This window comes from Kocuria rosea, assembly GCF_006094695.1.
GTDB classification, from domain to species: Bacteria; Actinomycetota; Actinomycetes; order Actinomycetales; family Micrococcaceae; genus Kocuria; species Kocuria rosea.
This window is the reverse complement of sequence record NZ_CP035103.1, coordinates 2,918,865-2,944,865: the sequence shown is the minus strand read 5'-3', so window position 1 is coordinate 2,944,865 and position 26,001 is coordinate 2,918,865. Positions and strand designations below refer to the sequence as shown.

The window sequence follows — 26,001 nt, the reverse complement described above, 5'->3', positions numbered from 1 at the left end:
CCGCTCCGACCAGGGGTTTCGCGGACGGCTGCGGAGCCGGGGGCTCCGCCGGCCGCCCGGGATGTCCCCTCAAGTGAGGACAGCCTCGGTTTGCCTTCGTGACGACCGGTCAGGCGACGCTCGTGTTGAAGAGCAGGCCGAGGAGATACGTGGCCAGGGCGGCGCCGTAGCCGATGGCCAGCTGGCGCAGCCCGCGCTTCCAGGGTGAGGCCCCGGAGAGCAGCCCGACCAGGCCGCCCGTCACCAGCAGGGCGAGCCCCACGAGGACGAGGGCCACGAGCATCGCGGGGACCCCGGTGAGGCCCGCCAGGTACGGCAGGATCGGGATGATCGCGCCGGAGGCGAAGAAGCAGAAGCTCGACGCCGCGGCCCCCAGGTCGGTGCCGAGGGCCACGGTGGAGTGCGGCGCCGGCTCGTCCTCGACGGTGTCGCGGAACGACCGGGAGGGATCGCAGTCGCACTCGAAGAAGCCCAGCCGCTCCGCCGCACGGTGCTCGGCGGCCTCCTCGCTCATGCCCCTCGCCCGGTAGATCAGCACGAGCTCGTTGGCGTCCAGGTCCAGGTTCGGCGCCACGTGCAGCGTCACCTGGGTCGGCTGGGAGGCGTCGAGCAGCTCGCGCTGCGAGCGCACGGACACGAACTCCCCGGCCCCCATGGACAGCGCCCCCGCGAGCAGGCCGGCGATGCCCGCGAAGAGCACCATCCCGGGGGAGGTGCCGGTGGCGCCCACGCCCATGACCAGCGCGAGGTTGGACACGAGGCCGTCGTTGGCGCCGAAGACCGCTGCCCGGAAGTTGCCGGAGAGCTTGTGCCGGCCCTCGGTGGCGAGGGCGCGGATGATCTCCTCGTGCACCGCCTCGTCGGCCGCCATGGCGTCGGACGCGTCCTCCTCCCGGTCGTAGGGGGAGCGGCTCTCGGCGCGCTGGATCAGGGCCAGGACGAAGACGGAGCCGAAGTGCGTGGCGAGGAAGATCAGCAGCCGGGAGTACAGGGACGGCCGGGCCTCGGCCTCCGCGTGGGGGCCGAGCAGCCGGACCCAGTGCTCGGCGTGGCGCTGCTCGGCCTCGGCGACCTGGTGCAGGATCTCCTGCTCCCGGCCGGTGCTGCGGGCGGCGAGGAGGCTGTAGATCCGCGCCTCGGCGCGCTCCTCCGCGAGGTACTTGCGCCAGCGGCGGATCTGTCCGCGCTCGGGCCGGGCCGGGCGGGCGGGGTCTCCCCGGGGCGTGGGGGCGTGGGCGTCGGGTGCGGGTGTCATGCGGCCTTCCTCGGGCCCGGCGCGGCCCGGGGCGGCACGGGGCGCGCGGGGTCCGACCGGGGTGCGGTGTCGTCCGGAAGGTCTCGTTCGCCCGCGGGCACGGGTGGGCTGCCGGGACTCCTCGTCGAGACCGGGATGGCGACAGACCGACGGGTGCACGGCACCCGGGAACTACTCCCCTTCGCTTCCCGACGAGTGTAGACCCGGGGCGCCGGCCCCGGGATTCGGTGCGCCGAAGCCGCGCGGGAGTGCTCAGCGGGTGGCGGCCGCCGCGGGGCGGCGCAGGATCGCGTACGACCCGATGCCCGCGAGCATGCCCCAGAACGGGGAGACGATGCCGTAGGGGGCGATGCCGGAGACCGTGACCACCAGGGTGATGAGCGCCGCCTCGATGACCGCCGGCTGGTGCCGGCCGGGGTGCATGCTGTCGAAGAAGGACCCCTGCAGGGCGCCCAGCAGGGCCACCCCCGCGAGGGCCGTGATCATCCCCGGGGGGATCGCGGCGAACGCGGCGACGAGGGTGTCCGCGAACAGGCCGAAGAGGACGTAGAAGACCCCGCACGAGATGCCGGCCACGTAGCGGCGGCCGAGGTCCGGGTGGGACTCGGGGCTGGTCGCGATGCCCGCGGTGACGGCCGCGAGGTTCAGGGCGTGGCTGCCGAAGGGCGCGAAGGCGACCGACGCGACGCCCGAGGCGCCGAGCAGCAGGCGGTCGCGGGCGGCGTAGCCCGCCGTGTGCATCATGGCCAGGCCCGGGGCGTTCTGCCCGGCCGCGGTCACGATCAGCAGCGGGATGCTGATCCCGGCGATCGCCTCCCACGAGAACGTGGGCACGGTCAGCACCGGCTGGCTGAGGGACAGGTCCAGGGCCACGGGCTCGATCCGGCCTCGGAAGAGAGCCGCCAGCACGCCCAGGCCCAGCGCGGCGAAGACGGCGTAGCGGGGGAAGAACCGCCGGCCCAGGAGGTAGCCGAGGACGAGGGCGCCCGCCACCCACGGGTTCTCGACGACGGCCGCCGCCACCTTGATGGCGAAGGGGAAGAGCACGCCGGCCAGGACGGCGGCGGTGATGGGCTTCGGCACGGCGGCCAGGATCCGGCCGATCAGCCCCGTCACGCCCAGGACCAGGCCCAGGACGCCCGTGACCACGTAGGCGCCCACGGCGTCGGAGAAGGAGTAGCTGCCGAGCGAGGTGATGAGCAGCGCAGCCCCCGGGATGGACCACGCCACCATGACGGGCTGGCGCGTCCACAGGCTCATGAGGGCGCAGGTGACGCCGGAGCCGACCGAGACGGCCCACAGCCAGGAGGAGGTGAGCTCCGGGCTGAGCCCGCCCGCCCGGGCGGCCTCGAGGACCACGAGCACGGGCCCCGAGTAGGAGACGACGACGGCCACGAAGCCCGCCAGGGCCGCCGACGCCGACCAGTCCCGCCGGAGGCCGCGGGCAGGCTGCCCGTCCTGCCGGGTGGTGCTCGGCACGTGGCGGCTCATGGGGTGCTCCTGGGGGCGGGGTCGGGTGACGGCGTCCGGCCGCAGGACCGGACGGCGGCGTCAGGACCGGACGGCGCCACCCGGTGGCGGAACAGCGGACCGTGCCAGCCTAGGACGCCGCTCACCCGGGGATAAATATCGATCCTGCATGATTCTCCGCCCCCGGCATATGAGTGGGCGGGCGGGGCTCAGGAGTCGACGGTGTCCGGGGCCGCCGGGGTGCGCCACTGCCGGCGCTCGGGGGCGATGACCGAGGCCTCGTCGCGGGTCTCCGCGGGGAAGGAGCCCACGCCCCAGTGGAAGCGGTACGGATCGGCGCAGCCCCAGCCGAAGCGCAGGCCCTCGACGAGCTTCTGCGCCGCCTCCGGGAAGTCAAGCGGGGCCGTGGTCCACGGCTGGTCCCAGCCCGTGGGCTCGTTCCACTCGTCCTCGTGGAAGAAGGTGGCGTCCACGGGCCAGGCCGCGTGCGCGAGCTGGCCGCCCGAGAGCACGGCGCACTCCACGCCGTGCGGGCCGACCCCGGCCCACGCGACGGGCGCCTCCGACCGGTCGTCGTCGCGCTCGTACTCCACGACGAGGAAGTCGTTCCAGGGCAGCCGGGCGAGCACCGTGGCGATGAGCCGGCGCAGGTCCTCCCACACGTCCTCGCCGGCCACCGGGGCCGCCGCGTCCGGCAGGACCACGCCGATGCCGGCGCGGCCCAGCATCTCCTGGGCCTCCGGGGTGGCCAGGTCGGACCAGGTCCTCGTGTCGGCGAAGCCGTCCCCCGCGGGCTCCCCGGCCGGCTGGCGGGCGGAGGCGAAGCGCATGGCCTCCTCCCATGAGCCGAAGAAGCGGCGGACGCCGTCGAAGTAGGGGCGGCGGGTGCTGCCCGCCTCCTGCTCGACGACCCACCGGCCGTAGCGGGCGGTGGTCGGGTGGTGGCCGGTGCTGCGGCAGTGGGAGAGGAACGCCGTCACGGCGGTCGCGTACTCCTCCTCCGTGAAGACGTGCTCGAGGGCGGGCTCCGCGCCGGCCTGCAGCCCGATCCGCTCGAGCGCCACGTCCCACCGCCCGCCGCCCAGGCGCTGGGAGACGGTGCGCTCGGGAACGGGCCAGTGGTGGGCGAGCACGCACAGGAAGTCGGACTCCGTGCACAGGCCCAGCCGTGCGATCTCGTAGCTGTGCGCGCTGAGCGGGGGGCAGGAGGCCTTCTCGGCGCAGTGCTGCTGGGCGGCCCCGATCAGCCCCAGAGTCCGCCGGGTGAGCGAGCCGTCGGCGTCGGACGCCGCGAGCAGCCCCGTGACGTCGCGGACCAGGGCAGTGCTCAGGTTCAGCGCCGCGTAGTCGGGGGCCGGGGCCAGGCCGAGGTGCTGGGCCATGACCAGCCACACGCCGGCGCCGACCGCGCCGTCGTTGAGGTCCGGGGCGGAGGCGTCCCGCGGGAAGCGCTCGCCCAGGTGGGCGATCGCCGCGTCCAGCAGGGCGGTCGACTCCTCGGGGAACAGCAGCTGGAAGCGCATCCGCACCTGGCCGCGGGTCATCCCGCGGTCGGCCATCGCGTGGATCAGGGAGCCATAGCGCTGCACGAAGGCTGCGAGACCCGCCACGGCATGAGGCATGGAGGATCCTCCGGTCGGATGGTCAGATGGTCGGATCGGCTCGGGGAAGGCGCCCGGGCCGAGGGGGCCGCGCCGCCGTACGACACCACGCCGCCGCACGACACCACGCACTTCCGATGCTAGTGCCTGCTCCCCGGTCGTCGCGCGTGCGGGGGAATGTGACCCCCTGATGACGCGTCCAGCAACGGCCGGTGGACGAACCCGCAGGTCACGGCGTGAGCAGGCCCCGGATGTCCTCGGCGGTGAGGGCGCTGGAGAACATCCTGTCGTCGTCCAGCACGGCGGTGAACAGCCTGGCCTTGCGCTCCTTGAGCTCCATGACCTTCTCCTCGATCGTGTCCCGGGCCACGAGCCGGTAGACCATGACCTTCTTCTGCTGACCGATCCGGTGGGTCCGGTCCACGGCCTGCTCCTCGGTGGCGGGGTTCCACCACGGGTCCAGGAGGAAGCAGTAGTCCGCCTGGGTGAGGTTGAGCCCGAAGCCGCCGGCCTTGAGGCTGACCAGGAACACGGGGACCTGCCCGGACGTGAACCGCTCGAGCACCCTGGCCCGGTCCGTCGTGGAGCCGTCGAGGTAGGCGTAGGGGATCCGCAGCTCGTCCAGGCGGGCCGCAGCCTTCTTGAGGAAGCTCGTGAACTGGCTGAACACCAGGGGCCGGTGGCCCTCCGCCACGATCTCGGGCAGGTGCTCGAAGAGCAGGTCGAGCTTGCTCGAGGAGACGTCCGCCGTGGGGTCCACGAGGGACGCGTCGAGGCTGAGCAGGCGCAGGGTGGTCAGGGACTGGAAGATCGTGAACCGGTTGCGGTCGAGGTCGCGCAGCAGGCCCAGGACCTTCTGCCGCTCGCGCTGCAGGCGCGTGTCGTAGATGCGGCGGTGCGCGGGGGAGAGCTCCACCTCGATGGTCTGCTCGAGCTTGGGGGGCAGCTCCAGGTCCACGGACTCCTTGGTGCGGCGGAGCATGAGGGGCTTGACGCGGCGGCGCAGCCGGGCGAGGGCGGCGGCGTCCTCCCCGCGCTCGATGGGGCGCTGGTAGGTCTCCGTGAACTTCCGCCGGGACGGGAACAGGCCGGGCGCCGTCAGGGACAGGAGCGCCCACAGCTCCACGAGGCTGTTCTCGAGGGGGGTGCCCGTGATCGCCAGCTTGAACGGGGCGTCCAGGTCCTTCGCGGCCCGGTGCGCCTTGGTCCGCGGGTTCTTCACGAACTGCGCCTCGTCGAGGAGCACCCCCGCCCAGGACATCCCCCGGTAGGCGGCCTCGTCCAGGCGCAACAGGGTGTAGGAGGTCACCACCACACGGGCGCCGGCGGCGGCGTCCACGAGATCGGTGCCGGCCTTGGCCTGGGTGTCGGTCACGCCCACGACCGGCAGGGACGGGGCGAAGCGGCGGATCTCCGCCGTCCAGTTGGGCACCACGGAGGTCGGGGCGACCACCAGGAACGGGGGGAGGTCCGGGTCGCGCTCGACGGCGCGGCAGATCAGGGCGATGGCCTGCACGGTCTTGCCCAGACCCATGTCGTCGGCGAGGATCCCGCCCAGGCCGTGGTCCCACAGCACGCTCAGCCACGAGTAGCCGTCGCGCTGGTACGGCCGCAGCTCGGCGTGCAGGGTCGCGGGCACGGGGGGCGCCTCGAGGGTCCCGAGCTCGAGCAGGGAGCGCACCCCCTCCCGCCAGGCCTCGGCCTGGTCGGTGTCCGTCGCGACGTCCTCGAAGTCCTGCCACAGCCCGGCCTGGTGCCGGTGGATGCGCAGCGGTCCCTCGGGGGTCTCCTGCAGCGAGCGGGCCTCGGCGATCAGCTCGCGCAGCCGGTCGAACTCGGGGCGGTCCAGGGAGAACCAGGACCCGTCCGGGGCCAGCATCACGTCCTGGCCGAGGTCGAGGGCGCGGAAGACGTCGGCGAAGGAGATGTAGAACTCGCCCACCTTGACCGTGACCCCGAGGTCGAACCAGTCGCGGCGCTCGGTGGCGGCGGTGCTGACGGTGATGGTGGGCGGGTCGGCGATCTGCTGGTAGGCCATGCGCCCACCGGTGTGCTCGATCCGCAGGTCCGGGACCTTCTCGAGGGCGGGCAGCCACTCCCGCACGAGCACCAGCGCGTCCTGCGCCACGTAGCTCGAGCGGCGGAAGTCCACCCCCGGCGCCCGGTGCCGGACGGCGGCGGTGACCGCCGTCTCCCAGGACGACTCGCGGTGCACGGGCTCGTCGGCGAGCGGGTCCTCGGGGCGGAAGGGCAGCAGGATCCGGTCGCGGCCCTTCTGGTACTCCCACTCCCAGCGGGCGCGGATCGTGAGCTCCTGGTGCTCCAGGGTGAGCACCAGCTCCGGGTCCGCGACCTGCGGCAGCTCGATGGACCCGTCCCCGGTGTCCACGTCCATGCTGCGGTGCAGGCGCGGGAAGTAGCGGTCGAAGAACTCCTCGACCTCGTCCTCGGGGATCCGCAGACCGCCCGCCGTGTCCAGGAACCGCCGCTGCTCGCGGGTGAGCCGGGTGGCCAGGGGCACGAGGCGCAGCGGGAAGACGTTGAGGTCCTCGGTGTCGGCGACGTCCTGCGGGTCCCCGTCCGGGGCGAACAGCCCGTGCCCGGGGTCCCCGATGATCCGGGCGGTGCCCAGGGCGATCCGGCGGCCGCCGCTGTCCACCGTGGGCCGCAGCTCGAGGTCCTTCCCGGGCCCGCGCAGCACGTCCACGTGGAAGCGTCCGGGCTCCTCGACCGTCACGGGCAGCCCGTGCTCCCGGCCGACCAGGGTGATCCCGGCGGTCTCCGCCCGGGCGAGGATGCCCCACAGGAGGGGGGAGGCGTAGGAGTCGAGCCGGATCCAGTGCCGGTCGTGCACCGCGTAGGGGGAGCGGGTGGCGCTCAGCGCCCGGAGCTCGTCGAACCAGTCGACCTGGGCGGGGCTCAGCGACCACCGGCCGGCGTCGGCGGTGACGCTCTCCCAGTCCAGCCCGCCCTTGATCCACCCGCCCCGCCGGCCCCGGCGCACCGGGCGGACGTAGAGGTGCCACGGCGAGCCCGCCCGGCCCGTGCCGTGCACGTAGCGGTACGGCTCCCGGCGCAGGTCGAACTCCAGGGCCACCCCCTCGGGCTCCTCCGCGGGCGGTTCCGCGGCGTCCGGCCCGCCCAGTATCTCGGTCAGGGCGTCCTTCCAGTCGGGCGCCCCGCCGCGTCGCCCGGGCGCGGTGCCCGCCCGGGGGGCGGCACCCTCGGGGGCCGCGGCGCCGGCCGGGGACGACGGCGCCGCGGTCCCGCCCTGCTGGTGGGCCCGGACCGCGGTCTCGAAGTTGTGGCGCAGCACGGTGGCCACGGCGTGCTTGCAGAACCCGCCGGCCGGGCAGCTGCACCAGGCCGGTCCCGGGGCGCCGCCGGCCCCGACCCGCACGGAGACCGAGTACACCGACCCGGAGCCCTCGACCTCGGCGGAGAGGCTGCCGGACCCCTCGGCGCCCGGGGACCAGCGCACGGCGCGCACACGTCCGGTGCGGAAGTACTCCTGGCCGCGGCGGAAGACGGCGGGCCCGGAGGCGGCGACGAGCCGCCGGGAGTCCACGAGGGGACCGGGAGGGGAGTGCATCGTCCCACCGTATCGGGCCGGGGCGCCGGGCGCCGCGCGTGCGGAGCGGCCCCGCGGGCTCTCTATAATCGAGGCGACCCCTCGAACGACGACAGCGGCCCCACGTGCGGCCGCGGACGGAGGACTCGTGCCCGACACTGCTGGGCTCCGCCTCGGAGACCATGCCATTGCCGACAGTGCCGAGGAGCTCGCCTACCTCCGCTGGAACGACGCGGTCTGCGCGGCGTTCTTCGGCCCGGAGCGGGCGGGAGAGCTGATCTACCTCGACCTCGACGACAAGACGCTCGCCGCGATCGGCGAGGAGCGCGGCCTCGACGGGCCCTCGACCCTGCGGGCGCTCGCCGACTCGGTGACGCCCCTGCTGGTGACCGAGGACGGGCGGCGCTCGGTGTTCGACGTCTTCAACCGGCTCAACGGCCAGTGGTACCGCGCCACCCGCCGCAGCCTGGACTCCATCGCGGAGATCCCGCCGCCGCCCGTCGTCGCCCTGCTCGCCCTGTTCGCGCTCGCCGGGCGGCACATGTCGACCCTGGCCGCGCGCACGGGCAACAAGTCCGTCTCCACGTTCTTCCTGCCCCTGACCGTGCTCCTGCAGGCCGGCCCGGAGAACGCGAAGGCCCTCGAGTCCTCCTTCAAGAAGGACACCGAGGCGTACTGGGACGCGCTGCGCTACTGGCTCGAGCTGCGCAACGGCGAGATCGGGCTGCCCACGGCGTACGCGGTGAACCAGCGGCCGGTCGGGCTCGCGCTGTCCCAGACGATGTTCGGCGAGGCCGAGCGGCGCCAGCTGCACCGCATGTTCGAGGACCTGGGGATGACCACCGCGCAGGGGCTCTCCGCCGCCGAGCTCGGGGTCTACCTCGACTTCTGGCTCGACATGGCCGAGACGAAGGCGTCCAAGGCCATGAAGCAGGTCTGGGCGAACCCCCTCACCCGCGAGCCCGGTCTCGAGATCGCGCTCGCGGAGCTCGCGGTCTGGGAGCAGTCCCGCGAGCAGGCCCGCGCCGAGGTCCGCGCGAACGGCCGGGGGCCCGGCCGCAGCGCCGTGAAGTCCTGCTCGCTGTCCCTCACGGACAGCACCGACTACGTGGGCAACCCCGTGTTCGAGCTCGGCTTCGTGGTGCCCAAGCGCTTCCTCTCCGGCCGGGAGGTGGAGCTCGAGACCACGGCGGGGCCCCGCACCGTGTTCCTGTCCTTCATCGGGGACGCCTTCCTGGGGGTCTCCGCCTACACCGCGCGGATGGACCCGGGGACGCTGCTGGGCGGGACCCTGCAGCTCAGCGCCGGGGACGTGCGCTTCGAGCGCCACCCGCGTCCCGTCGTCATCTTCGCGAAGGACGGGTTCTCGGACACCTTCATCTCCGTGGACCACATCCCCGCGGCCTGGCCGTGCCGGATCATGGTCCGGGACGAGCCGGAGTGGATCGCCCAGATCAAGCGGATCCTCGACGACTCCGCCTCCCCGGACTACCGCTTCGTGGAGGCCGGCAGCCACGGCCTCGCCGAGGGGTGGGTGATGTTCGACGACGTGCAGGTGCTGCGCGCGGGCAACCCGGAGCTGACCGCGAACGACAACTTCTCCGGCCTGGTGCCCCGTCTCGTGCCCGCCGTGACCCTCTCCGGCGGGCTGCGGATCCCCGGCGACGTGGTGCGCTGGTCCGCGCTGCGCCCGCCGCAGGTGACCATCACCTCGGACACGGACGCGCCCCTCACCGTGGAGTGCGAGTGGCGCAACCCGCACTCCTTCAAGCTGGAGAAGGCCAAGCTCGTGGAGGGGCGTGTGCCCCCGTTCCAGATCTCGCTGCACGGCACGCCGATGGCGCGGGCGGACCGGACCCTCAAGCCCAACGACTACACCCTCGTCCTCAAGGCGGGGCGCACGGTCCGGCAGCGCCGCGAGTTCAAGCTCCGCGACTCGTCCTTCCACCTGACCCAGCGCTCCCTCGGCTACGAGGGCGAGATGGTGCACGTCGAGGAGGAGCCCCTGTGGCCCGTCACCGCGGGCATCGTGGCGGAGCTGCCCGAGCGGTACGTGCAGGGCGCCTTCGACAACCTGCCCGCACGGGAGGCCGCCGGGGACCACGAGGTCCCCGGCGCCCCGGGCTGGCACTCCTCGGAGGGGCAGCTGCTGCTCGAGCGCACCAACGCGCTGCCCGAGCCGGAGGGGCGCTCCTGCCTGGCCACCGGCCGGCACCGCATCGTGCTGCCGGCCATGGAGCCCAAGGCGAAGGCGCCGTGGATCTTCGGGCAGTGCGCCCAGTGCGGGCTGCAGAAGCGCTATCCGGGCCGGCTCACGAAGCCCTCCGCGCTCACCTCCACCGGCTCCGTGGAGGCGCTGCGCTTCATCGGCCCGGACGAGGGGGAGTACCCGACGTCCTGGGCGCCGTTCCGGGACGCCCTCACGTTCCTGGGCGGCGGGAAGCGCTCGAGCCTGTCCATCGTGGCCCGCCAGCTCGAGGACTCCGAGCGGTTCGAGGAGTGGTTCGTGGGCCACCTGCAGGCCCTCGGCTTCCTCGAGGTGGTCCGCGACGAGCACTGGACCGTGCGGCGCTGGCAGGTCTGCGGGCCCTCGCTCACCCAGCTCGTGGACGGCTCCGTGCTGCTCACGGGCGGCTGGACCCCGGAGAAGGAGGCCGTGGTCGCGGAGGCGGCCGCGGCCCAGGAGGCGTCCGTGGTGGTGCTCTCCCCGGAGGACCACGGGACCACCCTGCTGCAGGACGTGGACCTCGGGACGCTGCAGGAGGCGCTGCCGGTGGGGCTGTGCGACGTCGTCTTCGACGCCGGGCCCGCGATGCTGGAGACCCTGCCCCCGCTGTCCGAGGTCGAGGAGCAGCTGCGGCGCGCGGAGATGCAGTACAACGGGGTGGCCGAGCGCTTCGTCCCCGAGGACGCCACGTGGGAGCTCACCGAGGACCGGAACCGCCCGGGGCTGTACCGGATCAACCACCACCACCGGACCCGGTACGCGTTCCGCACCCCGGCCGACGTCGAGTCCGGCCACGCCCGGTTCGTGGCCTCGGGCATCGGCAAGCACTTCGCGGCCCGGCAGGCGGGGGTGCCGATCGTCTCCTACGACCCCGAGCTGGAGCTGCTGTCCGTGCCCATCGGCGCGGAGCTGGCCGGGCTCTACGCCCGCGCCGCCGTCCTGTGCTCCGGGCTGCTGCCCGCCAAGGTGGACGAGGACTTCTCGCTCAACTACGGGGACGTCACGCCCGAGTTCGCCCAGGCCCTGGTGGACAAGCTCATGAGCTGAGCTGAGCTGAGTGGGCGGCCGGGACGGACGGGCCCCGGGTCGGTGTGCGACCCGGGGCCCGTCCGCGCCCGGTCCGGCGGCGGGGGTGCTGCGCGGGAGGCGCTCAGGCGTCCGCGGCGATCAGCTCCGCCGCGCGCTCCCCGATCATGTAGACGGTGATGTTGGGGTTCACCGTGGTCAGCTCCGGCATCACCGAGGCGTCGGCCACGCGCAGGCCCGCCACCCCCTTGACCCGCAGCTGCGGGTCCAGCGGGGACATCGGGTCGTCGGCCGGTCCCATCCGGCAGGACCCGGCCGGGTGGTAGACGGTGTTGTGGGTGCGCCGGACGTAGTCGGCGATCTCCTCGTCGGTCTGCACGTCCGGGCCCGGGAACAGCTCCGCACCGGCCCACTCGGCCAGCGCCGACTGGGCGACGATCTCCCGGGCCCTGCGGATCCCGGCGGTCATGATGCGCAGGTCGTAGCCCTCGGGGTCGGTGAAGTAGCGGGGGTCGACCCGGGGCTTGTCCCGGAAGTCCCGCGAGCGCAGGCGCACCGTGCCGCGGGAGCGCGCGTGGGTGACGTTCGGGGTGAGGCAGAAGGCGTTGTCCGAGGTGGGGTAGCCCTGCCGGTAGGTGTGCAGGTCGAAGTTGACCGAGCCGTAGTGCATCATCAGATCCGGCCGGTCGGTGTCCGGGTCCACCTGGGTGAAGATCCCGGCCTCCCACCACTGGGTGGACTCGGTGACCATGGGCCGGCGGGCCTCCCACTGGAGCACGCCCTCGGGGTGGTCCTGCAGGTGCTCGCCGACGCCGGGGGCGTCCACGAGCACGTCCACGCCGACCTCGCGCAGGTGCTCGGCGGGTCCGATCCCGGAGAGCATCAGCAGCTTGGGGGTGTCGATGGCGCCGGCGGAGACGACCACCTCGCGGCGGGCGCGCACGGTCCGGGACGTGCCGAAGGCGTTGTCCACCACCTCGACGCCGGTCGCCCGGCCGTCCTCGACGACCACGCGCTTGGCCTGGGTCGAGTGCAGGACCGTGAGGTTGTCCCGGTCGGCGGCCGGGTGCAGGTAGGACACGGACGAGGACGCCCGGGTGCCGTCGGCGCGGCGGTTGACCTGGAAGAAGTTCGCGCCGTTGACCACGGTCTTGCCGGTGTTGAAGGTGGTGCGCGGGATCCCCGCCTGCTCGCAGGCCTCGAGCAGGGCGACGCCGCAGGGGTCGTCGTCCGGGATCTGCATCAGGTGCACGGGCCCGTCGTGGCCGTGGTGGGCGCCCTCGTCGTCGTTGGTCTCGAGCTTCTGGTAGAGCCGGAAGGCGGTCTCGGCGTTCCAGCCCTCGGCGCCGTGGACCTCCTCCCACTCGTCCAGGTCCTCGGCCGGGGCCCAGAACGCGATGCACGAGTTGTGCGACGAGCAGCCGCCCAGCACCTTGGCGCGGGCCATGCGCATGTGCGAGTTGCCGTTCTCCTGCTCCTCGACGGGGTAGTCCCAGTCGTAGCCGGACTCCAGCAGCTCCATCCACCGGCTGAGGGTCAGCACCTCGTCGATGTCCCGGTCGTGCGGTCCGGCCTCGATCAGCCCGACGCTCACGGACGGGTCCTCGGACAGGCGGGCGGCGACGACGGCGCCGGCGGAGCCGCCGCCGACCACCAGGTAGTCGAACTCCTGCGGGGTCTCTGGCGCTGGGGTGGTGCTGGGCGTGGTCATGTCTCTCCTCGGGAAGGTCTCGGGAAGTTTTCGGGGCGTGGCAGTTCTAGGGGCGCGCCGGCGTCGTCGTCGTGCGGGCGACGACGCCGGGCGGGCGGGCACGGGTCAGGATGCGGCGAACCAGCCGGTCACGGCGGGGGCCGTGTTCTGGTAGACGTGCTTGAGCTCCTGGTACTCGCCCAGGCCGGTGGGGCCGAGCTCGCGCCCGACGCCCGACTGCTTCATCCCGCCCCACTCCGCCTGCGGCAGGTAGGGGTGGAAGTCGTTGATCCAGATCGTGCCGTGGCGCAGCCGGCCCGCCACGCGGTGGGCGCGGCCGGCGTCCGCGGTCCACACGGCCCCGGCGAGGCCGTAGATCGTGTCGTTGCCGATCTCGACGGCCTCGTCCTCGGTGCGGAAGGTCTCGACCGTGACGGTGGGGCCGAAGGCCTCGTCGTGCACGCAGTCCATCTCGCGGGTGCAGCGGTCGATCACGGTGGGCGGGTAGAAGAAGCCCCGTCCGAGGTCCAGCGACCCGTCGGCGGACGTCCCGGTGGAGTGCTCGCCGCCGGTGCGGACGCGCGCACCCTGCTCGCGGGCGCGCTCCACGTACGCGTGCACCTTCTCGCGCTGGGCCGCCGAGATGAGGGGCCCGGTCTCGGCCTGCTCGTCGAAGGGTCCGCCGAGGCGGATCCGCTCGGCCCGGCGGACGAGCTCGTCGACGAAGCGCTCGGCGATCGGCTCCTCGACCACCAGGCGAGCCCCGGCCGAGCAGACCTGCCCGGAGTGCACGAACGCGGCGTTGAGGGCGTTGTCCACGGCGGCGTCGAAGTCGGCGTCCGCGAAGACCACGTTGGGGTTCTTGCCGCCGAGCTCCAGGGCGACCTTCTTCACGGTGGGCGCGGCGGCGGCCGCGATCCGCCGGCCGGTCAGCACGCCGCCGGTGAAGGAGACGAGGTCCACGTCGGGGGAGGAGGACAGCGGCGCGCCCACCTCGGTGCCGGCGCCCAGCACGAGGTTGGCCACGCCGTCGGGCAGGCCGACCTCCTGGAGGACCTGCATCATCAGGATCGCCGTGTGAGGGGTGAGCTCGGCGGGCTTGAGCACGAAGGTGCACCCGGCGGCGATCGCCGGGGCGATCTTCCACGCGGCCTGGAGCAGCGGGTAGTTCCAGGGCGTGATCATCCCGCACACGCCCACGGGCTCGGTGACGACCTTCGAGACCACGGTGGGGTCCCCGGCGTCGACGACGCGCCCGGCCTGCTCCGCGGCGGCCTTGCCGAAGTACGTGAAGCACGCGGCGATGTCGTCCATGTCGATCTCGGACTCGACCAGCCGCTTGCCGGTGTCGAGGGACTCGGCGCGGGCGAACTCGTCCTTGCGCTCGCGCAGCCGGGCGGCGACCCGGAGCAGCAGGTCCCCGCGCTCCGGCGCCGGCACGGACGACCAGCGGCCGTCGTCGAAGGCGCGGCGGGCCGCGGCGATCGCGCGCTCGGTGTCCTGCGCGGTCGCCTCGGCGACGGTGCCGACCTCGGCGCCGTCGGCGGGACAGACGATGGTGCGGGTGCCGCCCTCGGCGGCGGCCTGCCACTGGCCGTCGATGAACAAGGTGCTGCTCACGGGTGTGCCTCCTTCGCCGCGGGGATCTGCCCCGTCGGCACGTCGTGGATGTCGGTGGACCAGTCGGGGTGGCCCTGCTCGCCGTCCTGGATGACGGACGGCCCGTCGTGGATGCTCAGGAAGGCCAGGTGCGCCTCCCAGCTGTCGAGGACGTCGTTGATGACCTGCTCGTGGCTCCAGTCCATGACGTCCGTGCCCTGGGAGCCGGTCTCGTTGAAGACCTCCAGGCGGTAGTACAGGTCGGAGTCCGGGTTGGTGCGGAACCCGCCGAAGGCCGGCACGGGTGTGGCCACCGGATAGATCTGGTAGCAGAAGTCCCGGTCCTCGCCCATCCGCACGGTCAGCGTGTGCTCGGACAGGTCCTGGTAGCCGACCACCGAGCTGGTGAGCTCGGCGTCGAGGCCCTGGGCCCGGAACTCCTCGACGACCTCCGCGAGGGCGGGGACGAGCGCCTCGTCCTCGTAGCGGCGCACGGCCTTCGGGCCCGGGAACGAGCCGGTCCGGGAGAGCCGCCGGCGCCAGTGGCTGTCCGGGCCGGGGATGCGGGACGCGGCCGCGGAGCGGCGGGTGGAGCTGCGCCCCTCGCGCTGGGAGCGCTCGGCGCGCAGGGCCTTCCAGAACCCGATCATGACCAGGTACATCACGATCGAGAAGGGCAGGCCGATGATCAGCGTGGCGGCCTGCAGGGTCGGCACCCCGCCCACCAGCAGCATCGCCAGGGTCAGCAGCCCGGTGGCGGCGGCCCAGAAGATGCGCAGCCACTTGGGCCCGTCCTGGGTGGGGTCCTGGATCGTCGAGGTGAACGTCGACATCACGAGCGCGCCCGAGTCGGCGCTCGTGACGTAGAACAGCAGCCCGGCCAGCGAGGCGAGCGCGATGAGCACCGGCGCGCCCGGGTACTGCTCGAGCAGCGAGTAGAACGCCCGCTCGGGGGTGTTCATGGCGGCCTGGCCGAAGGCGTCGTCGCCGCCCGTGACGATCGCCAGGGCGCTGTTGCCGAAGACCGAGACCAGGATGAGGATGAACAGGAACGGCACGGTCAGGGTCGCGATCACGAACTCGCGCAGGGTGCGGCCCCGGGAGATCCGCGCCAGGAACAGGCCGACGAACGGCGCCCAGGCGATCCACCAGGCCCAGAAGAAGAGGGTCCACCCCGCCATCCACTCCGCCGCACCGGTGTAGGCGAACGTCTCCATGGTCATCCCCGGCAGCGAGGAGACGTAGTCGCCGAGGTTCTGCACCGTGGCGTCGAGCAGGAACGAGGTCCGGCCGGCCACGAGCACCCAGACGATCAGCGCCACGGCCATGAGCACGTTGAGCTCGGAGAGCCTGCGGATGCCCTTGTCCACGCCCGAGACGCACGAGGCGGTGGCCATCACCACGGCCACGACGATCAGCCCGATCTGCGCCGCGGTCCCCTCCTCGATCCCGAAGAGCAGGTAGAGGCCGTAGTTGAGCTGCACCACGCCGATGCCCAGCGAGGTGGCCACGCCGAAGATCGTGCCGAGCAGCGCCGCGATGTCCACGACGTCCCCCGTGCGCCCCTGCACCCGCTTGCCGATCAGCGGGTAGAGGGCCGAACGGATGCTCAGGGGCATGTTCCACCGGTAGGCGAAGTAGCCGAAGGCCATGCCCATCAGCGCGTACATCGCCCAGCCCGTGACGCCGTAGTGGAACAGCGTCCACACCACGGCCATGCGGGTGGCCTCGGCCGTCCCGCCCTCCCCGGCGGGCGGGCCGTAGTACTGGGTGACGGGCTCGGCCACGGAGAAGAACAGCAGGTCGATGCCGATGCCGGCGGCGAAGAGCATCGCGGTCCAGGTGAACAGGTTGTACTGCGGCTTCGAGTGGTCGGGGCCCATCTTGATGGTCCCCTCGCGGGAGAACGCCACGACCAGGACGAAGACCGTCACCACCGTGGCGGTGAGGACGTAGAACCAGCCCATGTTGGTCGCGATCCAGCCGACCACGGCGCTGATCACCGCGGAGGCCTGGTCGGGGGCGAGGATCGCCCACAGGGAGAACAGGACGATGGTGATGCCCGAGCCGGCGAAGACCGTCCGGTTCACGGCCGGCCGGGAGCGCCCGGCGGGTGGGGTGCCGCTCTCGGGCGGTGACTGGTGCAGGGCGGAAGTCATGGGACGAGTCCTCCTGGAAGTGGTGATCCGGGTCGGGGAGCACCTGCCGGGTCCAGCGCGGACCGGGCAGGGGCGGGACGTCGTCGTGCCCGCGGACCGGTGCGGCGGCCGAAACCCGCGCCCCGGGGATGCTCAACATCGTGTCACCACCCTTCCGGTTGGTAAAGTTCTTTCTCATGAGCACCTCCTCCCGCGAGCGCATCCTCGACGGCGCCCTCGAGCTGATCCGGGGCGGCGGCACGGTCTCCCTGGCGTCGGCCGCGCGGCAGGCGGGTCTGACCAAGCCCGGGGTGATGTACCACTTCCCCACCAAGGAGGCGCTGATGCTCGCCCTGGTGGACCGGGTGATGGACGGCTGGGACGCGCAGATGGCCCGCCGCCTGCCCGGCCCCCCGGAGCAGGTGCCCGCGGCGGAACGGCTGCGCGCCTACCTCGACTGGTGCCTGTCCGGGGAGGTCGACGAGACCGACCTCGTGATGCTCACCGACCAGCGGCTGCGCGCCACGCTCAAGGAGCGCTGGGTCGCGCGGGTGGAGCCGTGGGTGCACCTGCCCGCGGACCTGCCCGCCGAGCGCCGGAGCCGGCTGCTGGCCGTGCGGCTGCTCGCCGACGGCGTGTGGTTCGCCGACGCCGCGGGCGTCTTCGCCCCCGACCCGCAGGAACGGGCCCGGGTCAGGGCGGTCGCCGACGAGCTCCTGGAGGGCTGAGCCGTGCTGCGCCGGCTGCTGCTGCTCGCCGCCGTGCTCGCCGAGGTGGCGGCCACGCTGTCGCTGAAGGCGGCTCTGGACGAGCCCGCCTGGTACGCGCTCGTCGTCGCCGGCTACCTCGCCGCGTTCACCCTCCTGGCGGCCGTGCTGCGCCGCGGCATGCCGGTGGGGGTCGCCTACGGCGTGTGGGCCGCCCTCGGGGTGATGCTCACCGCTCTGGCGGCGGCCGTGGTCTACGGTGAGCGGCTGAGCCCGGCCGTGCTGGCCGGGATCGTGCTGGTCGTGGCCGGCGTGCTCTGCGTGGAGCTCGGCTCCCGCCGCCCCGCCCGCGAGACCGAGGAGGCGGCCTGATGGCCTGGCTCTTCCTCAGTGTCTCGATCCTCACCGAGGTCGCTGGAACCCTGTCCCTGCGGATGGCCGCCCGGGGCCGCCGCCGCTGGTACGCCGCCGTGGCCGTCGGCTACCTGGTGGCGTTCACCTGCCTGAGCCTCGTCCTGGCCGAGGGCATGGCGCTGGGCGTCGCCTACGGCATCTGGTCGGCCTCCGGCGTGGCGCTGACGGCACTGGCCGGCCGGGTCCTGTTCCGCGAGCCGTTCACCTGGGTGACGGCGGCCGGGGTGGCCCTCATCGCCGGCGGAGTGCTCCTCATCGAGCTCGGCGCCCCGCCGGTCTGAGCGGTCCCCGGTGCCGGGCCGGGTCCGGCGCCCCGTCCCGGGTGGTGCGGCGCCGGATCTCGTGTAGAGTAGTCCGCAGTTGTTGAGGTTCGTTTTTGTCTTTCAAGCAGTTCGGCCCACTCGGGTGCAGCAGTTTTTCTGAGAAGACGTTTTCCATGCATCACAACTGTTTTGTTTCTCGAACGTCGGGAAACGTTCATCTCATGAAGGATCAGGTCTCCCATGACTACCGGTATCGTCAAGTGGTTCAACGCTGACAAGGGCTTCGGCTTTATCACCCCCGAGGACGGCTCCAAGGACGTCTTCGCCCACTTCTCCGCGATCAACTCGAACGGCTTCCGCTCGCTGAACGAGAACGACCGCGTCGAGTTCGAGACCCAGGACGGCCCCAAGGGCCCCCAGGCTGCGAACATCAACGTCATCTCCTAAGGATCTTCCGCGGGCTCCGGCCCGTTGATCCTCCAGAACCGTCGTCGGGCTGCGCCCGGCGGCGGTTCTGTCGTCGTACCCGCCGAGCAGCACCGGGAGGAAGCGCCGTGACCATTCCCGATCCGCTCCCCGCCGCGGAGGAGCCGGAGGACCCCTTCGTGGTGAACCGGGTCTCCGACGCCGAGCTGGACGTCTCCGTGCCGTTCGAGGTCGAGGCCTCCGAGTGGGGATTCGACGGCTCCGCCGACGAGGCCGGCGGCGGCTGGGGCTCGGCGGGGGACTACGGCCTCGAGTGAGCACCCCGCGGGTCCCACCGGCGCTCCGGACGTCACCGTCCTCCCGCACGATGGAGGCCGCAGCCCGACGGGCTGCGGCCTCCGTGCGCTCCTGTCCGCCGGCTATGCCGACAGCGGGAGGGACGAGGGGTGGAGCTTGAAGAACGGGTGCCGTCCGGTCGCCGCGAGGGCTCCGGGAACGAGGAGCTGGCGGTACTTGGCGCACCATTGCGCCGTACCCTCCGTGTGCTCCGCCGCGGCGGCCAGGTCGTCGGCCTCGGGGCTCAGGTACTCCTGCACGTCCCCGTCGGTCGACGTGAGACGGACGAGGTGGAGATCGGGGAGGGCGGTGACGGTCACGTCGATCCACTCCTCGCGCTGGTCGGTGGTGATGGCTGTTCTTTCTTCGGACATGGTCATGTTTTCTCCTGACGTTCTTGCAGGCATCCGATGGCGTTGCCCGCCGCTTCGTCATCCGATCCACCCGGGAACATCGGGTTGGCGCGCAGCGGGTCGGAGCCCCTCCACGGTTCCGCCGGGGATCGTCGATCTCCGGCCGAGGGCGTGGACGCCGCATCTCGAGAAGCAGGTTCAGGCTACCCCGCGGCACCGACACCTCGACAAGCGAGTCGTGAGTTGTGTCACTGAAACGTAATGCGCGGGGCCGTCGCCTGCGCCGTCCCCGGTACTACGGGACCCATTCCAGCGCAACGATGTGTCGTCGAGATGTCCGGGCGGTGACACCCCGGGGAAGGCCTGTGCACAGGAGGGGGCACCGGATCCGGCCGGGTCGCCGCACGCGGACACGGTTCGGCCGATGTGGTTCAATGGGGAGAGCTTCAAGAGACCCGGTCGGCAAGCTCCGACTTGACCGGGCACCAACCCCATGTTCACGGGTGGTTCGGATGACGAAGCGGCTCGCATCGCCGCAGCAGCGGTACCCGGTGCGAGCAAGAGCGCACGAAGGATCCCGGTCATGTCCGACCTCCGCCACTCCGCCGCCCGCACGGGCGCGTTCCCCCAGCCCTCCCACGCCGTCCCGGCCACCGGGGACGGGACCCGCCGCGACCCCGCGCCGAGCGTCCCGGCGATCAGCGTCTCCGCCATGAGCGTCGAGGACTACGCCCGCGTGGTGCAGGTCCGCACCGAGTTCGTGGACTTCCTGCTGGCTCCGGCCCGCGGGGAGCTCGCCGCCGCGGCCTGAGGCCCGCCGCCGTGGACCTCCTCCTGGACCGTTCCGTGCTGCTGGGGGTGCGCACCCCGGAGCGCTGCCCCGAGCTGGCCGAGGTCCTGCGCCGGCACGGACACCGGCGGCTGTTCCTGCCCGCCACGGTGCTCGGGGAGCTGCTCGCCGAGCGGCCCGACGAGACGCTGTGGGCGGAGCAGCTCGAGCTGCGCTTCCCGGGCCGGGTCCTCCCCGCGGACGCCGCCGTGGCCCGGGCGTGGGGAGCGCTGGCCGCGACGGGGGCGGCCGATCCGCTCGCCGGGCTCACCGCGGCCACGGCCCTGGTCCACGGGCTGACCGTGCTGACCGCGGAGCCGGGGCGGTACGCCGGCACCGGGGCGCCCGTGCTGGACGCGTCCCCCGCCCGCCGGTAGCCCTCAGACGGCCCGGCGGTGCCGGCGGCTGCGCCCCTGCCCCTGCGCCGAGAGCGCCACGGCGCGCTCGTAGTGCTCGAGCAGCTGCCCGACCAGCACGTCCCACGTCCGGCCCTGGACCGCCGCGTGCGCCGCGACGCCGAACGCGGCCCGCTTCGCCTCGTCGCCCAGGAGATCCGCCACGTACCCGCGCAGCGCCCCGAGGTCGCCCGGGGGATAGAGCCAGCCGGTGCGGGACCGGTCCACGAGGTCGAGGGGACCGCCCCGGCCGGTCGCGACCACCGGCACCCCCGAGGCCATGGCCTCCTGGATCGTCTGGCAGAACGTCTCGAACTCGCCGGGGTGGACGAACACGTCGAAGGACGCCATGATGCGCGCCAGGTCGGCACCGCTGCGGCGCCCGGTGAAGTGGGCCTGCGGGAGCCGGCGGCGCAGGGCGTCCTCCTCCGGGCCCGAGCCCACGACCACCAGGCGGGTGCCGGGCAGGTCCGCGACCGCGGAGAGGTCCTCGACCTGCTTCTCCGGGGCGATCCGGCCCACGTAGCCGACGATCCGCCGGCCGCCGCCGACCTCCTCCCGCCACCGCTCGTCGCGGTGCCGGGGGGAGAAGCGGGTGGTGTCCACCCCGCGCCGCCACAGGTGCACGTCCTGGACGCCGTGCTCGGTGAGCTGCCGGACCGCCGCGGTGGACGGCGCGAGCGTGAGCGTGGCGAGGTTGTGCATGGAGCGCACGTGCCCCCACAGGAGCTGCTCGAGGAACGGGGCCCCGTACTTGGCCGCGTAGCCGGGCACGTCGGTCTGGTAGACCGCCACGCACGGCACCCCGAGCTGCTGGGCCGCCAGGATCGCCCGGCGGCCCAGCACGAACGGGGAGGCCACGTGGACCACGTCAGGCCGGAAGCGCTCCAGCTGCCGCCGCACCCGGGCCACGGTCCCGCCGGCCACCCGCACGGCGGGGTAGCCGGTGAGCGGAACGGCTGGCAGCCGGTGCACCGGCACCCCGTCGAGGTCCTCGACGACCTGCTCCGCCGGGCGCCCGAGCGGCGCGGGTTCGTAGGAGGGCGCCACGACCACGACGTCGTGCCCGCCGGCGACCAGCTGCTCGACGACCCGCAGCACCGAGTGGGTGACTCCGTTGAGGTGGGGGAGGAACTGCTCGGCGACCACGGCGACTCTCATGCTCCCGAGCCTGCCGGGGCCGGGCGACCGGACGGCGAGCGGGGCGTGGCCCGCCGGTGAAGGCGCCGTGAAGCCTCGGCCGGGGTGCCGCCCGGGCGTGGGAGGATGGTCGGTGATGAACTCCCAAGGCCTGTCCTCCCCCGCTGCACGCCCGGACCGCCGGGGTGTGCCCATGCCGCTGTGGCTGCAGGGCGTGCTGGAACTCGGCTCCGTGGCCGTGGTGTCCTACCTGCTGGTCCTGCTGACCGTCCTCATGGTGTGGCTCGCCGACGGCTTCGACACCCTCGGCCTGACCGGCGGGTTCGTGCTCTCCGGTCACGTGTGGCTGCTCGCCCACCTCACCCCGCTCCAGGTGGCCCTGGACCCGGGCGCAGGGCTGCCCGCGACCACCGGGACGCTCAACCTCGTCCCGCTCGGGCTCACCCTGGTGCCGTTCGCCCTCTCCTGGCACGCCGGGAGACGGCTGGCCCGCGCCTGCTGGGAGGGCCAGTTCTGGCAGCCGTACCTCAGCGGACTGGCCGCCTACTCCGCGTTCGGCGCCGCCGCCGCGCTGCTCTTCAGCGGAGGGGAGGTCTCGGCGAGCCCGGCCGCGGCCGCCGTCTTCCCGCTCGTCCCCGTGGCCCTGGGCGGCTTCGTGGGCGCGTACCGGGCCTCCCGGTCGCTGCCGGGACTGATCGGCGTCAACGCCGCCGCGTGGGTCGAGCGCACGAGCCAGTACTCCCGCTGGGCCGGGTCCTACGTGTGGGCGGTGCTGCGCGCCGGCTTCGTCGCGGCCGTGGCCGGGGTCGGGGCCGGGGCCGCCCTGCTGGCCGCCGCCCTGTTCTGGAACTGGAACGACGTGGTGGGCGTCTACCAGCGGCTGGGCACCGGCGTGCCGGGGGACACCGCGCTGACGGGACTCCAGCTCGGCTACCTGCCCAACCTCGCGGTCTACGCCCTGGCCTGGGCCACGGGCGCGGGCTTCGAGCTCGGCTCCGGCACGCACGCCTCTCCGCTGGGCACCGAGGCCGGGCCCGTGCCGCTGCTCCCGGCGCTCGCCGCGCTGCCGCCCGCCGAGCTCCCGGCCTGGGCGCTCGTGGTGGTCGTGCTGCCGGTCCTGGCCGGCGTCCTCGCCGGCTGGTGGTTCCTGCGCGAGGGGGAGAACCACCTGGACGACTGGATGGCGCTGCGGCTGCCCGCGCGCTGGATCACGTACCCGCTCTCGACGCTGCTGACCGGGGTCTTCGTGGGCGCCGTCGCCGGCGTGCTGGTGATGCTGCTGAGCTGGCTCGCGCACGGCTCGCTGGGGCTCGGGCGGCTCACGGACGTGGGACCGGACGGTCCCGCCGTGCTGCTGCTGTTCGGCGCCGAGGTGGCCGTCGGGGCGGCGGTCGGCTGTGTGCTGGGACCGTGGCTCGAGCACGAGCCGCCGTTCGCGCCGCCCCGCGGCGGCGAGGACGGCGAGGACCGGACGCCGGCCGGCCGGCGGGCGGCGCGCCGGCGGCGCCGGGAGGAGACCGCGGCCCGGCGCGCCATGCGCTCGGCCGGCCGGCGGAGGCCGCGGCCCGCACGCGGGCACGGGGCCGACCAGCACGGGACCGAGGGGCACGGCGCGGACGGGCCCAGGACCGGCCGCAGCACCGCGGACGGGCACCGGGACGCGGGCCCGTGGGCGGCTCAGGGGCCGGCCGTGGCGGAGACCGGGTCCGCGGAGGCGTTCGACGTGGACGCGGCCGAGGCACCCGCGGCGTCCTCCGACGCCGGCGCCGCCGGGCCGCCGGAGAGATAGCTCCAGATCCCGTCCTCGAGCTCCTGCTGGCACTGCGCCGCCCCGGAGAGGGTGAGGGTGCCGGCGACGCACTCCTGGTAGGCCTCGGCCACCGGCCACAGGGCCAGACGGGCCCCGCCGGTGAGCAGGCTCAGCGCGCCCAGCACGATCGCGGCGACCGCGCTCAGCACCAGCAGCCGGCGCGTGCCGGTCCCGCGGGAGCGCACGAGCGCCGCGACGCCCAGCCCGATCCCGAGGACGGCCAGCACGACCCCGGCCACGGTCGGCCACAGGGCGGAGCCGACGAGCACCAGGGCGACCGCCGCGCACACCAGCGCGCCCCCTGCCGTGCGGGTCGCGGCGGCGCGTCGTGCGTCCGCGGGGGCTGCCTCGGGGGTCGGGCGGGGAGGGGTCATGCCCTTCACTCTAGGGCACCCCGGGGGCCCCTCCCCGCCCGCCCGACTAGACTCGGGGGCATGCGCATCGTGGTCATGGTCTCCGGCTCCGGCACCAATCTGCAGGCGGTCCTCGACGCCGTCCGGGAGGGCCGGATCGACGTCGAGATCGCCGCCGTGGGCGCGGACAAGCCCTGCACCGGCCTGGAGCGGGCCCGGGAGGCCGGCGTCGAGACGTTCCTCGTCCGGCCCGGCGACCACCCCGACCGGACGCGGTGGAACCGTGCCCTGCAGGAGGCGGTGGCCGCCCGGGAGCCCGACCGGATCGTCTTCGCGGGGTTCATGCGGATCGTGGACGCCGAGTTCGTCGAGGCGTTCGCGGGGCGCATCGTCAACACCCACCCCTCGCTGCTGCCGTCCTTCCCGGGGGCGCACGCGGTGCGGGACGCCCTCGCGCACGGGGTGAAGGTCACCGGCGTCACCGTCCACGAGGTCGTGGCCGACGTCGACGCCGGTCCGATCCTGGCGCAGGCGGCGGTGCCCGTGGAGGAGGGGGACACCGAGGCGCAGCTGCACGAGCGGATCAAGGCCGCCGAGCGCGAGCTGCTCGTGCGCACGCTCGGCGCGGCGGCCCGGCAGGGAGCCCTGCACGACGCCCGGTGAGCAGGCCCGGCGAGGGTCCGTAAAATGGTTCCCGGCGGATCCCGCCGGCAACCCCAGACCTCGAACGCTTGGAGAACCTGTGAGCCCCACCCAGCTTGACCGCGTGCCCCTCAAGAGGGCGCTGGTGTCCGTCTACGACAAGACCGGGCTGGAGGGTCTCGCCACGGGGCTGCACCGGGCCGGCGTCGCGATCGTGTCCACCGGTTCGACCGCACGGCGCATCGCCGACCTGGGCGTGCCGGTGACGGAGGTCGCGGAGGTCACCGGGTTCCAGGAGTGCCTGGAGGGGCGGGTCAAGACCCTGCACCCGCGGGTGCACGCGGGCATCCTCGCGGACCGCCGGAAGCAGGACCACATGGACCAGCTCGCCGAGCTGGAGATCGAGCCGTTCGACCTCGTGGTCGTGAACCTCTACCCGTTCGTGGACACCGTGCGCTCCGGCGCGGGCCAGGACGAGGTCGTCGAGCAGATCGACATCGGCGGCCCCTCCATGGTCCGGGCCGCTGCGAAGAACCACGCGGCCGTGTCCGTGGTCGTGGACCCGTCCTCCTACGACGCGGTCGTGGAGGCGGCGGCCTCGGGCGGCTTCGACCTGCGGGCACGCCGCCGGCTGGCCGCCGCGGCGTTCGCGCACACCGCCGCCTACGACACCGCGGTGGCCACCTGGACGGCCCAGCAGTTCGAGCAGGACGAGGACGCCAACTTCTGGCCGCCCTACGCCGGCCTGGCCCTGCAGCGCTCGGCCTCCCTGCGCTACGGCGAGAACCCCCACCAGAAGGGGGCGCTCTACGTGGACGAGGCCGCGTCCCCCGGCATCGCCCAGGCCGACCAGCTGCACGGCAAGGAGATGTCCTACAACAACTACGTGGACGCCGACGCCGCGCTGCGCGCCGCCTACGACTTCGACGAGCCGGCCGTGGCCGTGGTCAAGCACAACAACCCCTGCGGGCTGGCCGTGGCCACCCCCCGCGCCGAGGACCCGATCGCCGACGCCCACCGCAAGGCCCACGCGTGCGACCCGCTCTCCGCCTACGGCGGGGTCATCGCCGCGAACCGGACCGTGACCCGGGCGATGGCCGAGACCGTGCAGGACATCTTCACCGAGGTCGTCGTGGCCCCCGGCTTCGAGCCGGCGGCCCTGGAGATCCTGCAGGCCAAGAAGAACATCCGTCTGCTCGAGCTGCCCGAGGGCTTCGAGCGGGACGTCCTCGAGTACCGGCAGATCTCCGGCGGCGCGCTGCTGCAGGTCTCGGACCGGCTCGACGCGGCGGGCGACGACCCCGCCGGCTGGACGCTGGCCGCGGGGGAGCCGGCGGACGAGCGGACGCTCGCCGACCTCGCCTTCGCGTGGACGTCGCTGCGGGCGGTGAAGTCCAACGCGATCCTGCTCGCCGACCGCGGCGCGTCCGTGGGCATCGGCATGGGCCAGGTCAACCGGGTGGACTCCTGCAAGCTCTCCGTGGAGCGGGCCAACGCCCTGGGCGAGGACGGCGCCGAGCGCGCGCGCGGCGCCGTGGCGGCCTCGGACGCGTTCTTCCCGTTCGCGGACGGCCTCCAGGTGCTCCTCGACGCCGGCGTGCGCGCCGTGGTCCAGCCCGGCGGCTCGATCCGGGACGAGGAGGTCGTGGCCGCGGCCGAGGCCGCCGGCGTGACGATGTACTTCACCGGGGCCCGGCACTTCTTCCACTGAGCCGTCTCCCGGGCGGCATGCCCCGCGCACGGCAGCGGCCGCACT

Annotated in this window: 21 protein-coding genes and 1 riboswitch; of the genes, 11 read left to right on the top strand and 10 right to left on the bottom strand. The window is 73.5% G+C overall.

From position 1 onward, the window contains the following. Positions 1-109: 109 nt before the first annotated feature. From EQG70_RS13490 to EQG70_RS13475, 4 genes are all read right to left on the bottom strand, one after another. Positions 110-1,255, bottom strand: a complete 1,146-nt coding sequence (locus EQG70_RS13490) for a VIT1/CCC1 transporter family protein (protein ID WP_035926957.1) — start codon at positions 1,253-1,255, stop codon at positions 110-112. A gap of 252 nt (positions 1,256-1,507) precedes the next feature. Further along, positions 1,508-2,746, bottom strand: a complete 1,239-nt coding sequence (locus EQG70_RS13485) for a benzoate/H(+) symporter BenE family transporter (protein ID WP_109268822.1) — start codon at positions 2,744-2,746, stop codon at positions 1,508-1,510. A 188-nt stretch (positions 2,747-2,934) separates the two neighbouring features. After that, complete coding sequence (locus tag EQG70_RS13480) at positions 2,935-4,347, bottom strand: TY-Chap domain-containing protein (protein WP_126346503.1); 1,413 nt, start codon at positions 4,345-4,347, stop codon at positions 2,935-2,937. 208 nt (positions 4,348-4,555) lie between these two features. Further along, entirely contained in the window at positions 4,556-7,918 is a 3,363-nt protein-coding gene (locus tag EQG70_RS13475; protein WP_109268820.1) for a DEAD/DEAH box helicase, read from the bottom strand. A gap of 127 nt (positions 7,919-8,045) precedes the next feature. Between EQG70_RS13475 and EQG70_RS13470 the strand changes: the two genes are divergently transcribed. Continuing rightward, positions 8,046-11,171, top strand: a complete 3,126-nt coding sequence (locus tag EQG70_RS13470; RefSeq protein WP_035926970.1) for a hypothetical protein — start codon at positions 8,046-8,048, stop codon at positions 11,169-11,171. A 103-nt stretch (positions 11,172-11,274) separates the two neighbouring features. Here the strand turns inward: EQG70_RS13470 and EQG70_RS13465 are convergent, their stop codons facing one another. The 3 genes from EQG70_RS13465 to betT form a co-directional block, all read right to left on the bottom strand. After that, the gene (locus tag EQG70_RS13465) at positions 11,275-12,861 is read right to left on the bottom strand and encodes a GMC family oxidoreductase (protein WP_109268819.1); all 1,587 of its coding nucleotides are present in this window, start codon (positions 12,859-12,861) and stop codon (positions 11,275-11,277) included. A 105-nt stretch (positions 12,862-12,966) separates the two neighbouring features. Continuing rightward, the gene (locus EQG70_RS13460; RefSeq protein ID WP_109268818.1) at positions 12,967-14,460 is read right to left on the bottom strand and encodes an aldehyde dehydrogenase family protein; all 1,494 of its coding nucleotides are present in this window, start codon (positions 14,458-14,460) and stop codon (positions 12,967-12,969) included. Continuing rightward, positions 14,457-16,598 (bottom strand): choline BCCT transporter BetT, encoded by a 2,142-nt coding sequence (gene betT / locus EQG70_RS13455; RefSeq protein WP_017832151.1) that lies wholly within the window; start codon positions 16,596-16,598, stop codon positions 14,457-14,459. The genes EQG70_RS13460 and betT overlap by 4 nt, the downstream gene beginning before the upstream one ends. A 176-nt stretch (positions 16,599-16,774) precedes the next feature. Here betT and EQG70_RS13450 point away from each other — a divergent pair, with 176 nt between their 5' ends. The 5 genes from EQG70_RS13450 to EQG70_RS13430 all read left to right on the top strand — a co-directional run bounded on the left by EQG70_RS13450 (position 16,775) and on the right by EQG70_RS13430 (position 18,704). Then, entirely contained in the window at positions 16,775-17,305 is a 531-nt protein-coding gene (locus EQG70_RS13450) for a TetR/AcrR family transcriptional regulator (protein WP_035926976.1), read from the top strand. A gap of 3 nt (positions 17,306-17,308) precedes the next feature. Continuing rightward, on the top strand, positions 17,309-17,656 hold the full coding sequence (locus EQG70_RS13445) for a DMT family transporter (RefSeq protein WP_109268817.1): 348 nt from the start codon (positions 17,309-17,311) through the stop codon (positions 17,654-17,656). Continuing rightward, positions 17,656-17,979 carry a DMT family transporter gene (locus EQG70_RS13440; protein ID WP_017832154.1) on the top strand — a complete coding sequence of 108 codons (324 nt, stop codon included), beginning with the start codon at positions 17,656-17,658 and terminating at the stop codon, positions 17,977-17,979. The genes EQG70_RS13445 and EQG70_RS13440 overlap by 1 nt, the downstream gene beginning before the upstream one ends. A gap of 222 nt (positions 17,980-18,201) precedes the next feature. After that, positions 18,202-18,408 (top strand): transcription antiterminator/RNA stability regulator CspE, encoded by a 207-nt coding sequence (gene cspE / locus EQG70_RS13435; RefSeq protein WP_017832155.1) that lies wholly within the window; start codon positions 18,202-18,204, stop codon positions 18,406-18,408. A 107-nt stretch (positions 18,409-18,515) separates the two neighbouring features. Further along, positions 18,516-18,704, top strand: a complete 189-nt coding sequence (locus tag EQG70_RS13430) for a hypothetical protein (protein ID WP_109268816.1) — start codon at positions 18,516-18,518, stop codon at positions 18,702-18,704. Positions 18,705-18,806: 102 nt separating this feature from the next. Here EQG70_RS13430 and EQG70_RS13425 read toward each other — a convergent pair whose 3' ends face one another. Next, on the bottom strand, positions 18,807-19,103 hold the full coding sequence (locus tag EQG70_RS13425; protein ID WP_017832157.1) for a hypothetical protein: 297 nt from the start codon (positions 19,101-19,103) through the stop codon (positions 18,807-18,809). A 417-nt stretch (positions 19,104-19,520) separates the two neighbouring features. Beyond that, a riboswitch (SAM riboswitch) is annotated at positions 19,521-19,646 on the top strand. 13 nt (positions 19,647-19,659) lie between these two features. Between EQG70_RS13425 and EQG70_RS13420 the strand changes: the two genes are divergently transcribed. Both EQG70_RS13420 and EQG70_RS13415 read left to right on the top strand, forming a co-directional pair. Continuing rightward, complete coding sequence (locus tag EQG70_RS13420; RefSeq protein ID WP_109268815.1) at positions 19,660-19,887, top strand: hypothetical protein; 228 nt, start codon at positions 19,660-19,662, stop codon at positions 19,885-19,887. 11 nt (positions 19,888-19,898) lie between these two features. Continuing rightward, positions 19,899-20,282 carry a PIN domain-containing protein gene (locus EQG70_RS13415; protein WP_017832159.1) on the top strand — a complete coding sequence of 128 codons (384 nt, stop codon included), beginning with the start codon at positions 19,899-19,901 and terminating at the stop codon, positions 20,280-20,282. A gap of 3 nt (positions 20,283-20,285) precedes the next feature. Here EQG70_RS13415 and EQG70_RS13410 read toward each other — a convergent pair whose 3' ends face one another. Then, a complete protein-coding gene (locus tag EQG70_RS13410) occupies positions 20,286-21,461 on the bottom strand; it encodes a glycosyltransferase family 4 protein (protein ID WP_161976658.1) in 1,176 nt (391 codons plus the stop codon). Positions 21,462-21,576: 115 nt separating this feature from the next. On the opposite strand from EQG70_RS13410, the gene EQG70_RS13405 reads away from it, so the two are divergent. Then, positions 21,577-23,229, top strand: a complete 1,653-nt coding sequence (locus EQG70_RS13405; protein ID WP_232035337.1) for a cell division protein PerM — start codon at positions 21,577-21,579, stop codon at positions 23,227-23,229. On the opposite strand, the gene EQG70_RS13400 is transcribed toward EQG70_RS13405, so the two are convergent. After that, positions 23,118-23,624, bottom strand: a complete 507-nt coding sequence (locus EQG70_RS13400; RefSeq protein ID WP_109268814.1) for a hypothetical protein — start codon at positions 23,622-23,624, stop codon at positions 23,118-23,120. The genes EQG70_RS13405 and EQG70_RS13400 overlap by 112 nt on opposite strands. Before the next feature lie 60 nt (positions 23,625-23,684). Here EQG70_RS13400 and purN point away from each other — a divergent pair, with 60 nt between their 5' ends. Together purN and purH are read left to right on the top strand one after the other, a co-directional pair. Further along, a complete protein-coding gene (purN, locus tag EQG70_RS13395; RefSeq protein WP_017832163.1) occupies positions 23,685-24,266 on the top strand; it encodes a phosphoribosylglycinamide formyltransferase in 582 nt (193 codons plus the stop codon). A gap of 79 nt (positions 24,267-24,345) precedes the next feature. Further along, positions 24,346-25,956 (top strand): bifunctional phosphoribosylaminoimidazolecarboxamide formyltransferase/IMP cyclohydrolase, encoded by a 1,611-nt coding sequence (gene purH, locus EQG70_RS13390; RefSeq protein WP_109268813.1) that lies wholly within the window; start codon positions 24,346-24,348, stop codon positions 25,954-25,956. Positions 25,957-26,001 lie beyond the last annotated feature (45 nt).

Excerpts from the sequence above, each read along its gene's own strand:
- EQG70_RS13490 (WP_035926957.1), bottom strand. The coding sequence starts at position 1,255 with ATGACACCCGCACCCGACGCCCACGCCCCCACGCCCCGGGGAGACCCC.
- EQG70_RS13485 (WP_109268822.1), bottom strand. The coding sequence starts at position 2,746 with ATGAGCCGCCACGTGCCGAGCACCACCCGGCAGGACGGGCAGCCTGCC.
- EQG70_RS13480 (WP_126346503.1), bottom strand. The coding sequence starts at position 4,347 with ATGCCTCATGCCGTGGCGGGTCTCGCAGCCTTCGTGCAGCGCTATGGC.
- EQG70_RS13475 (WP_109268820.1), bottom strand. The coding sequence starts at position 7,918 with ATGCACTCCCCTCCCGGTCCCCTCGTGGACTCCCGGCGGCTCGTCGCC.
- EQG70_RS13465 (WP_109268819.1), bottom strand. The coding sequence starts at position 12,861 with ATGACCACGCCCAGCACCACCCCAGCGCCAGAGACCCCGCAGGAGTTC.
- betT (WP_017832151.1), bottom strand. The coding sequence starts at position 16,598 with ATGACTTCCGCCCTGCACCAGTCACCGCCCGAGAGCGGCACCCCACCC.
- EQG70_RS13450 (WP_035926976.1), top strand. The coding sequence starts at position 16,775 with ATGAGCACCTCCTCCCGCGAGCGCATCCTCGACGGCGCCCTCGAGCTG.
- EQG70_RS13440 (WP_017832154.1), top strand. The coding sequence starts at position 17,656 with ATGGCCTGGCTCTTCCTCAGTGTCTCGATCCTCACCGAGGTCGCTGGA.
- cspE (WP_017832155.1), top strand. The coding sequence starts at position 18,202 with ATGACTACCGGTATCGTCAAGTGGTTCAACGCTGACAAGGGCTTCGGC.
- EQG70_RS13425 (WP_017832157.1), bottom strand. The coding sequence starts at position 19,103 with ATGACCATGTCCGAAGAAAGAACAGCCATCACCACCGACCAGCGCGAG.
- EQG70_RS13420 (WP_109268815.1), top strand. The coding sequence starts at position 19,660 with ATGTCCGACCTCCGCCACTCCGCCGCCCGCACGGGCGCGTTCCCCCAG.
- EQG70_RS13410 (WP_161976658.1), bottom strand. The coding sequence starts at position 21,461 with ATGAGAGTCGCCGTGGTCGCCGAGCAGTTCCTCCCCCACCTCAACGGA.
- EQG70_RS13405 (WP_232035337.1), top strand. The coding sequence starts at position 21,577 with ATGAACTCCCAAGGCCTGTCCTCCCCCGCTGCACGCCCGGACCGCCGG.
- EQG70_RS13400 (WP_109268814.1), bottom strand. The coding sequence starts at position 23,624 with ATGACCCCTCCCCGCCCGACCCCCGAGGCAGCCCCCGCGGACGCACGA.
- purN (WP_017832163.1), top strand. The coding sequence starts at position 23,685 with ATGCGCATCGTGGTCATGGTCTCCGGCTCCGGCACCAATCTGCAGGCG.